The organism is Mesorhizobium sp. M4B.F.Ca.ET.143.01.1.1 (genome assembly GCF_004792275.1).
Classification (GTDB): domain Bacteria; phylum Pseudomonadota; class Alphaproteobacteria; order Rhizobiales; family Rhizobiaceae; genus Mesorhizobium; species Mesorhizobium abyssinicae.
In genome coordinates this window covers 1-297 of the sequence record NZ_SRSR01000305.1, presented here as the reverse complement: position 1 = coordinate 297, position 297 = coordinate 1, and the positions used below count along the sequence as shown (strand labels likewise).

1 pseudogene is annotated in these 297 nt (G+C 63.3%); it reads right to left on the bottom strand.

Features of this window, described 5'->3' with window-relative positions:
• Positions 1-275, bottom strand: a pseudogene (locus tag EN786_RS37100) (urease accessory protein UreE); the annotation flags it as partial.
• Positions 276-297 lie beyond the last annotated feature (22 nt).

Genomic DNA, 297 nt, shown 5'->3' with positions numbered 1-297 from the left:
GGGATATCGTAGACCTCCTCCGGCGCCGCGACGATCTCGAGCTGGCGGCCGTCTTCAAGTACCAGCCGGTCGCCATTGGCCAAAGCCATCGGCTCCGGCAGGTCGACCAGCACCTTGTCACCGGCTGCCGTCTCGATGGCGCGGCGGCGCAGATGCCGCTCGTCATGCGGCAGCACGGCCTTGTCATAGGGCGCAGCCGAGCCAGCTTCGCCCGCTGGCACCACTGAAACGGCACGGGGAAATTTGGTGAAATCGGTATTGATGTTCAGCTTCATTTCATGGCTCCGCCATTGGCTT